Source organism: Aneurinibacillus danicus (genome assembly GCF_007991215.1).
Classification (GTDB): domain Bacteria; phylum Bacillota; class Bacilli; order Aneurinibacillales; family Aneurinibacillaceae; genus Aneurinibacillus; species Aneurinibacillus danicus.
This window is the reverse complement of the sequence record NZ_BJXX01000147.1, coordinates 1-7,470: the sequence shown is the minus strand read 5'-3', so window position 1 is coordinate 7,470 and position 7,470 is coordinate 1. Positions and strand designations below refer to the sequence as shown.

Annotated in this window: 10 protein-coding genes; 4 read left to right on the top strand and 6 right to left on the bottom strand. The window is 44.7% G+C overall.

Annotation, left to right across the window (positions count from 1 at the left end; translation table 11 throughout):
- Positions 1 to 164 precede the first annotated feature (164 nt).
- The 3 genes from ADA01nite_RS15710 (at position 165) to ADA01nite_RS15700 (ending at position 2,863) form a co-directional block, all read left to right on the top strand.
- Positions 165 to 461 (top strand): hypothetical protein, encoded by a 297-nt coding sequence (locus ADA01nite_RS15710; RefSeq protein WP_146811224.1) that lies wholly within the window; start codon positions 165 to 167, stop codon positions 459 to 461.
- A gap of 77 nt (positions 462 to 538) precedes the next feature.
- Positions 539 to 1,381 carry a phosphosulfolactate synthase gene (gene comA / locus ADA01nite_RS15705; protein WP_146811223.1) on the top strand — a complete coding sequence of 281 codons (843 nt, stop codon included), beginning with the start codon at positions 539 to 541 and terminating at the stop codon, positions 1,379 to 1,381.
- A 222-nt stretch (positions 1,382 to 1,603) separates the two neighbouring features.
- Positions 1,604 to 2,863: an MFS transporter gene (locus ADA01nite_RS15700; protein WP_146811222.1), complete on the top strand. Its 1,260-nt coding sequence runs from the start codon at positions 1,604 to 1,606 to the stop codon at positions 2,861 to 2,863.
- Between the two features lie 11 nt (positions 2,864 to 2,874).
- Here the strand turns inward: ADA01nite_RS15700 and ADA01nite_RS15695 are convergent, their stop codons facing one another.
- The 6 genes from ADA01nite_RS15695 to ADA01nite_RS15670 all read right to left on the bottom strand — a co-directional run bounded on the left by ADA01nite_RS15695 (position 2,875) and on the right by ADA01nite_RS15670 (position 6,894).
- Positions 2,875 to 3,345 carry a DUF441 domain-containing protein gene (locus ADA01nite_RS15695; protein ID WP_146811221.1) on the bottom strand — a complete coding sequence of 157 codons (471 nt, stop codon included), beginning with the start codon at positions 3,343 to 3,345 and terminating at the stop codon, positions 2,875 to 2,877.
- A 30-nt stretch (positions 3,346 to 3,375) separates the two neighbouring features.
- A complete protein-coding gene (locus ADA01nite_RS15690; RefSeq protein ID WP_146811220.1) occupies positions 3,376 to 4,098 on the bottom strand; it encodes a 2-phosphosulfolactate phosphatase in 723 nt (240 codons plus the stop codon).
- 184 nt (positions 4,099 to 4,282) lie between these two features.
- Positions 4,283 to 4,708, bottom strand: a complete 426-nt coding sequence (gene arsC / locus ADA01nite_RS15685; RefSeq protein WP_146811219.1) for an arsenate reductase (thioredoxin) — start codon at positions 4,706 to 4,708, stop codon at positions 4,283 to 4,285.
- A gap of 20 nt (positions 4,709 to 4,728) precedes the next feature.
- The gene (locus tag ADA01nite_RS15680) at positions 4,729 to 5,205 is read right to left on the bottom strand and encodes an ArsI/CadI family heavy metal resistance metalloenzyme (RefSeq protein ID WP_146811218.1); all 477 of its coding nucleotides are present in this window, start codon (positions 5,203 to 5,205) and stop codon (positions 4,729 to 4,731) included.
- 26 nt (positions 5,206 to 5,231) lie between these two features.
- Positions 5,232 to 6,527, bottom strand: a complete 1,296-nt coding sequence (locus ADA01nite_RS15675) for an arsenic transporter (RefSeq protein WP_146811217.1) — start codon at positions 6,525 to 6,527, stop codon at positions 5,232 to 5,234.
- 16 nt (positions 6,528 to 6,543) lie between these two features.
- Positions 6,544 to 6,894, bottom strand: a complete 351-nt coding sequence (locus ADA01nite_RS15670) for an ArsR/SmtB family transcription factor (protein WP_146811216.1) — start codon at positions 6,892 to 6,894, stop codon at positions 6,544 to 6,546.
- Between the two features lie 255 nt (positions 6,895 to 7,149).
- On the opposite strand from ADA01nite_RS15670, the gene ADA01nite_RS15665 reads away from it, so the two are divergent.
- The gene (locus tag ADA01nite_RS15665; RefSeq protein WP_174760622.1) at positions 7,150 to 7,413 is read left to right on the top strand and encodes a GNAT family protein; all 264 of its coding nucleotides are present in this window, start codon (positions 7,150 to 7,152) and stop codon (positions 7,411 to 7,413) included.
- Positions 7,414 to 7,470: the final 57 nt, after the last annotated feature.

The window sequence follows — 7,470 nt, the reverse complement described above, 5'->3', positions numbered from 1 at the left end:
ATTTTCACAGGAAAAGGGTTTGTTTCCGGATAAGCAACTTGGTGCGCAGCCGATCTGGCTGCGCGCTTGTTTGTGGATGAAAGGATGAAATCTGGCCAAGCTATATACTGGAAACTGTGATGAAATAGCGATTCAAATATAAACACATAAAGGGGGTTTTTTCGTTGCTATTTTTTAAGCCGGAGTTTCAAAATAAGCAGGGAGAGATTTTAAATGTAGTCGATGCGAATGGGAAAGCAGTCGGCTACATTGCTTACTTATATAAGGAAGATAAAGAACTGTATATTATGGGACAGTTGGAGGAAGAAGGGGAAAAACAGAACTTTATTGATATTACTTCGCACTTCATTGATGGTTTGAAGAAGGCGATACTCGGAGATGGCGAGAAAGAACCGAACATCTACATTCATCTGGGCGGCGAGCTCATGAATCTATATAAAAAAGATGACGGGACAGAATAAGAGGTAAAAAGCGGCACTCGTATAGGCTGTTGTGCATAGGATGGTTTGCGGAAGATCTTCGCCGACAAGGAGGAATCATGGCTGTGAACCATCTGGACATTGCGTATCATCCCCGACTTCTTGATCCTTCGGGAGAAAGAGCAAATAGGCCAGAAGATTTCGGTTTGACAATGGTAATCGATAAAGGAGTTGGCCTGAGCTCATTCGAAGAATGCTTACAACTTGCCGGTCAATATGTTGATTATATTAAGCTTGGCTTCGGTACGGCAGTTTTGTACTCGCCCGAACTTTTACGAAAAAAGTTGCTTTTAGCCAAAAAATCCGGTGTAGTGCTGTACCCGGGGGGGACATTGTTTGAAATTGCCTACTATCAAGGTGTCCTGCAAAATTATCTGGATTCATTAGCGAAGATAGGATTTAACTATGTGGAGATTTCTGACGGAACGATTGAGCTTGTGACAAGTGAGCGGCGCAGGATGATTCGAGAGATAACCGCGAGAGGCTTCACCGTCATTACAGAATGCGGCAAAAAAGCGGGTGGCAGCTATCTCAGCGTAGAGGACCTGCAGCAAACCCTTTATTCCGATCTGGAGCAGGGGGCCTCCTACGTTATTGTAGAGGGCAGGGAATCAGGAACGAATGTAGGGATTTATGACAAACAAGGCCAGATTGATACCGAGTTTTTGACCACGGTTGAAAAAGCAATTCCGGCTGATATCAGGAAACGTCTTATCTGGGAAGCGCCACAGAAAAAACAGCAAATCGAACTGCTCCGTTTTTGGGGACGAAATGTCAGCATGGGCAACATTCAATTTGAGGATATTTACAACCTTGAGTGCCTGCGCAGAGGCTTGAGGTTTGATACATTCATTCTCGGACATGAGGGTTCCGCCGTGCAGGCAGAGCAGATTACTCTATAAGAAAAACGCGCGGGCGTTGCCGCTCTTCCTCCTCCCTTCAGGCTACACGCTACACACGGGAAAAGCAACGACCGGCACACGCCGCGCGCGTTTTTCCTCGCTTATGAATGAAAGAAGTTTTTGGAAAACCATAAAAATGCATGGAACGTACTGGATAGCGTTGTATTAAAAATACGCATAAAGGAAAGGGTAGATAAAGGTACAAAATGAGGAGGAAGAAGAATGGAAGCAAAACAAGGGACATCAGCCATGATTGCCATTGCTTTTATCCCGATAGTCATGGTATTAGGGAATTCAATGTTGGTACCCGTTCTTCCTACGATGCAGAAAGAGCTGGACCTGTCTCAGTTTCAGACGAGTCTTACGATTACGGTATTCTCCCTTGCCGCAGGTATTATCATCCCGCTGGTCGGGTATTTATCTGACCGTTTTGGACGTAAGTGGGTTATTGTGCCATCGCTCATTGTGTACGGGATTGGGGGGATTATTTCCGGTATGGCCGCCTGGCTGATGGAAAATTCCTATGCAGCCATCTTAGGTGGACGGATTATCCAGGGGATTGGGGCAGCGGGGACGGCACCGATTGCGATGGCCCTTATCGGGGATTTATATTCGGGAGCCCAGGAAAGCAAGGCGCTCGGGATTATCGAATCATCCAACGGGATGGGAAAGATTTTATCGCCGATTATCGGCTCAGCTATTGCTCTTATCACATGGTTTACGGTATTTTTTACCTTTCCTATTCTTTGTTTTGCTGTGGCCGCCTATGTATGGTTCGGGGTTAAAGAAAAGAAGAAGCCGGAAGGACAGCCTCTCCCCGAATATCTCGGAGCGTTAAAGCAAATTTTTAAAAATAAAGGAAGATGGTTGATTCCCGCCTTTTTTGTGGGTGCTACCGGCTTATTTATCCTTTTTGGCGTTTTGTTTTACCTGTCCGATATTTTGGAGGAAACCTACAAAGTTGACGGGATACTTAAGGGTGCTATTCTTTCTATTCCTCTGTTCGGAATGGTCGTTACCGCTTACATTACCGGCGCAAAACTTAAGCAGAATAAACCGCTTACCCGAAGGCTGATGCTCATCGGTCTGACAATCTTGACGGGAGCCATGATTGCCGTTGCTTTCTTTAAACAAATTTACCTTATGATTGGGCTCTTAACATTAGGAAGCATTGGAATCGGTTTATCATTGCCCTGTATCAACGTTCTCGTTACAGGAGCTGTGGAAAAGGCGGAAAGAGGAATGATCACATCTTTGTATGGGAGCGTTCGTTTCCTTGGTGTTGCCTTTGGTCCGCCTATCTTTAGCTGGTTAATGAAAATTTCACATAAGACCGTATTTTTTAGTGTGGCGGGGCTAAGCTTTGTTATTTTGCTCTCGACCTTTTTCTTCATTAAGCCTGGCGCAAGAAACCAGGGGGGAGCGGCAAAAGAACACGGACCGGGCACCCTCTTTAGGAAAAGCGAGAAAGCTCCCACGTAACATGCAATTAATTAGAGAAATTTTGAAATAAAGGAAATAAATTTAAGTAAGATAGTAGTAATGGCAGCCGCCATAAGCGGACCGACCGGGATTCCGCGTAAAAATACGATACCGATAATGGAGCCGACAATAAGGCCGACGATAAGATGCGGCTCGGCCCGAAGCATATCCAGTCCTTTTCCGTTCAAATACGTGGCAAGTGCTCCCCCGGTTAACGCGGCAACCCCTACAAGCGTCGTAAAGAGCGGAATTAAATCTTTAGCGGTAATTTTCTCGCTGGCAAATGGCACCAATACGGATATGGTCAGAAAAAGAAGCCCTACTTCCATCCCCCGGCGTTCTACTGTCGGAAAAAAACGTTCAAGGGAAGCGAGTTTTAACACTAACAGCATACTGGCTGCGGTAGCAAGAATTGGTGAGCGGCCAATTAAACCCGTAATGATAAGTAGAACAAGCACTCCTTCACCTGGAGATATTTGCATTGGCATCAAACCCCTGTCCTATTCTTCTCTTTACTTGTATGAAGAAGAGGACAGAAGTATTCTTTTTTCACTAACAAACGGGACTATTTGTGAAAAGTCAATCTGGCTGCAGAACAAAATATCTTCCGTATATTGACGTTCAACCAAACGTTTGCCTGTAGTAGAAGCAAGGAGGCGTTCCGTAAGCACGGGGACGAGCCGGAGATAACCGGCCTCTAGTAATTCTGATAAATCACATGTGTGTACTGCAGACGATATCGTTTTAGCTATATGAACCATTAATCCGGCAGCAAGACCGTCTTCGATGGCGAACTCCCCGCGGGTACCGGCGCAGTACAGCGTGATGTCGCAGTTTTGCGAAAGGGCTTTCGTTATGCATGCGGTGGCGTTAAGAAAGCATCCGATGAGTATATCCGCGGCTTTTTCCGCTTTTTGAATGGCCCTTGTACCGTTTGTAGTTGTCAGAACAAGACGCTCTCCGGTATGCTTCGCTCTTTGGAGGGCCGTCGGTGAATTGTTGTAATCAAAACCGGCGATTTGTTCGCAATACCGCTCTCCGGCCAGGATTACCCCCGGAGCCCGCAGTGCATATGCATGCTCGCTTGTTTGGACCGGGATGACGGAGGCAAAGCCGGAAGATAACGCGGCCACAATTGTACTCGATGCCCTCAGCACATCAATTACAATCACAGTTTGGTCTGTTATGTGTTCGGGACGAATTTCCTCCACGGTTTGTACGGTTTCAATCCGCATGGCATTTTCTCCCCTTTGCTATATGAATCCTGTATAAAGTATTCCGCAAAAAGAAAAAAGATGCCGAACCCTTGATGATATTCAACGAACTTTCAGTTTTCATTCAGTGCTGCCCATAATGTTTATCAGCCTTATATAGGATGGCATAAAAAAGACGGGAGTCTGCGAGACCCCGTCTTCCTTTTTATTTTCCTTCTTTAGCAAAACGTCGAATTCTTTCTTCAATTTCATCACGTACACGTTGGAATACGGCCCATTTCTCCTCTTCCGTTCCAGTAGCCTTCGCAGGATCATCAAATCCCCAGTGATCACGCTTAACGTGAGGAGGAGTCATCGGACATTTATCATTCGCATCTCCACACAGTGTCACAACATAGTCAGCTTTATTCAATAACTCCGGATCGATAATGTCGGAAGTTTGGTTTGAAATGTCGATTCCTTTTTCTGCCATGGCTTTTACAGCGTTTGGGTTTAACCCATGAGCTTCAATGCCTGCGCTATATACATCATACTTGTCGTCCAAATATTTTTTTCCGAATCCTTCCGCCATTTGGCTCCGGCAGGAATTCCCTGTGCAAAGAAAATAAATGATTTTTTTATTGTCTGCCATAACGATGTCTCCTTATGGATTTATTTTTTAAAGCTGCTAATATTGCCAAATTCAATTTGAACAGGCGCAGGAGCGCAACATACGCCTGGAGAGGCCGGTTCACCCGCAGATTCAAATTCCGAATCCTCTTTTGTGTAGAATATCTCCCAGGCATTTCCCTCCGGGTCATGAACCCAAATCTTATCCTGTACTGCATAACAACACGTAGTGTTCATTTCATCGACAGGCACAATCCCTGCATCCTGGAATCGTTGCTTCATCGCTAACACAGCTTCTGTATTAGCTACCTGGAATCCTAAATGATTGAGTGCCCCTTTGTTATCATACGGACGCACATTCATTGAGAAATGGAGCGGAGGATTATTCAATTCGAACTTCGCATAATTCTCCTTTACTTTTGTTGGTTCTTCACCGAAAAACGCACGGTAAAACTTCAGGTTTTCCTCCAGATTTCTTACATTAATCGCAACGTGCATACGGAATGTAGGTGTAGACATTGTCTTCATCCTTTCTTACTTTTTATTTATGAAACGAGGCCAAGCCAAAGGTAAAGCCCAACAAGCGTAATAAAGAGGGTAGGAACGGTTAATAAAACCCCGATTTTGAAATAGTAACCCCAGGTGATTTTAACCCCTTTACGGGACAGCACATGAAGCCAGAGCAGGGTAGCAAGGGAACCAATCGGTGTAATCTTTGGTCCTAAATCACAGCCAATGACATTGGCATACACAAGCGCTTCTCTAATCACGCCATCGGTTTGTGTCGCCTTAATGGCTAAGGCATCGATCATAACGGTTGGCATGTTGTTCATAATAGATGAGAGAATGGCAGCGATAAAGCCCATCCCGACAGTTGCCACGAACAATCCTTTGTCAGCCGTCGCTTGAATCAGCTGTCCGAGCATGTCAGTTAACCCCGCGTTTTTTAATCCATATACAACGACATACATACCGATAGAGAAAATAACGACGGCCCATGGCGCATCTTTCACTACTTTCGCCGTTTGAATCGCGTGACTTCTGCGTGCCGCCAGGATAAAGATGAAGGCAACCGCTCCGGCAATCACAGATACAGGAATACCGAGGGATTCACTGAACAAGTAACCTGCCAGAAGAATGCCCAATACGATCCAAGATAGACGGAACAATCCTTGGTCTTTAATCGCTTCGTGAGGTTTCTTTACCTGCGATACATCATAGTCAGCCGGAATATTCTTACGGAAGAAGAGATACAACACCAACAGGCTTGCCGCTAACGAAAAGAAATTGACGACAATCATTCGGCTTGCATACTCGATAAAACCAATGTCAAAGTAATCCGCCGATACGATGTTAACCAGGTTGCTTACGACGAGAGGGAGCGACGTTGTATCGGCAATAAATCCGCTTGCCATAATGAATGGCAATACCATCCGCTCATCAAATTTCAGGGCGCGGACTTGTGCCAGCACGATCGGCGTAATGATAAGGGCGGCTCCATCGTTAGCAAAAAATGCAGCCACAGCAGCTCCTAAAAGTACAACGTAAACAAACATCCGTCTGCCGTCTCCCTTTGCCAGTCGTGCCATATGTAGAGCGGACCATTCAAAGAATCCAATTTCGTCAAGAATTAATGAGATGAGAATAATGGCTACGAATGCGAGGGTGGCATTCCAAACAATCCCTGTGACAGTCACAACATCGCCAAATGTTACAACTCCGAACAATAAAGCTAAAATCGCACCGGCAGTCGCTGACCACCCGATATTTAACCCCCTGGGCTGCCAAATCACAAACACTAACGTGATGGCAAAAATAATAAAAGCACTCCAAGCTAGCATGTTTTCTTCTCCACTTCTATTTATTTTCTACTTTAATAACACAACAGTTGTTTTGTCGGGCTGCCTCGTAGTTTTTCAAGCTAGCCGCTTGTGAAGGGATGGCCTTAATAATTTGGGCAAGATACGGTTCAAGCTCTGTATTCAATCGAAAGTATGCCCATGTGCCTTCTCTTCGCTCATGAATAATACCGGCTACGCGCAGTTTCTTTAGATGCTGGCTGATACCCGGCTGTGACATGCCTAACAGGTCCACCAAGTCGCATACACACAGTTCCTTTTCTTTTAGGTAACCCAGAATGGTAAGTCGTGTTTTATCCCCTACGATTTTAAGCAAAGCAGACATATTCTCAATGCTATGGATCTCCATATATTCACCACCTATTATATAAGTATATAATTATATTAATATTCACTTATATAGAAATCAATAAAAATTGAATAGAAAGACCATTAAATGATGATTCATCTAACAGGTTTAACGCGTGATGCTGTGTTTAAAACTCGTTTGCTAGAGCAGCGGAAGCTGGCGCAGGGCGTTTTTGATATAAGCCATCGTAGTGATGAATCCCCCTGTTTGTATTACAATAGTTGGTAGAACCATTGGGGGAGGTGGTCTATATTTATGGGAATAGTTTATAAATACAATGAGCCAGTTGGAGCCGAAGATGTTATACAGGTCTTCAAGAAGAGTGGTATAACACGTCCAGTAGAACAAAAAGAGCGGATTCAGAAAATGTTAGACCACGCAAATATCATTCTAACCGCTTGGGATGATGATAAGTTGGTTGGAATCGCTCGTGCTTTAACATTTTTCCGAAAGAAGTCTCCCACTTCTAAATGTGAAGGTGTGATGACACCCGTGAAAGTGGGAGATGAATTTCGGTGAGACGGTGCCTCCCCTTACTTCTTGCAGAACATTTGATCCCCTGTTATACTCTTCTTA

What these genes read in the sequence shown, in the direction of transcription:
- ADA01nite_RS15680 (WP_146811218.1), bottom strand. Translation starts at nt 5,205, where the DNA reads ATGTCTACACCTACATTCCGTATGCACGTTGCGATTAATGTAAGAAAT.
- ADA01nite_RS15700 (WP_146811222.1), top strand. Translation starts at nt 1,604, where the DNA reads ATGGAAGCAAAACAAGGGACATCAGCCATGATTGCCATTGCTTTTATC.
- comA (WP_146811223.1), top strand. Translation starts at nt 539, where the DNA reads ATGGCTGTGAACCATCTGGACATTGCGTATCATCCCCGACTTCTTGAT.
- arsC (WP_146811219.1), bottom strand. Translation starts at nt 4,708, where the DNA reads ATGGCAGACAATAAAAAAATCATTTATTTTCTTTGCACAGGGAATTCC.
- ADA01nite_RS15670 (WP_146811216.1), bottom strand. Translation starts at nt 6,894, where the DNA reads ATGGAGATCCATAGCATTGAGAATATGTCTGCTTTGCTTAAAATCGTA.
- ADA01nite_RS15690 (WP_146811220.1), bottom strand. Translation starts at nt 4,098, where the DNA reads ATGCGGATTGAAACCGTACAAACCGTGGAGGAAATTCGTCCCGAACAC.
- ADA01nite_RS15675 (WP_146811217.1), bottom strand. Translation starts at nt 6,527, where the DNA reads ATGCTAGCTTGGAGTGCTTTTATTATTTTTGCCATCACGTTAGTGTTT.
- ADA01nite_RS15665 (WP_174760622.1), top strand. Translation starts at nt 7,150, where the DNA reads ATGGGAATAGTTTATAAATACAATGAGCCAGTTGGAGCCGAAGATGTT.
- ADA01nite_RS15695 (WP_146811221.1), bottom strand. Translation starts at nt 3,345, where the DNA reads ATGCAAATATCTCCAGGTGAAGGAGTGCTTGTTCTACTTATCATTACG.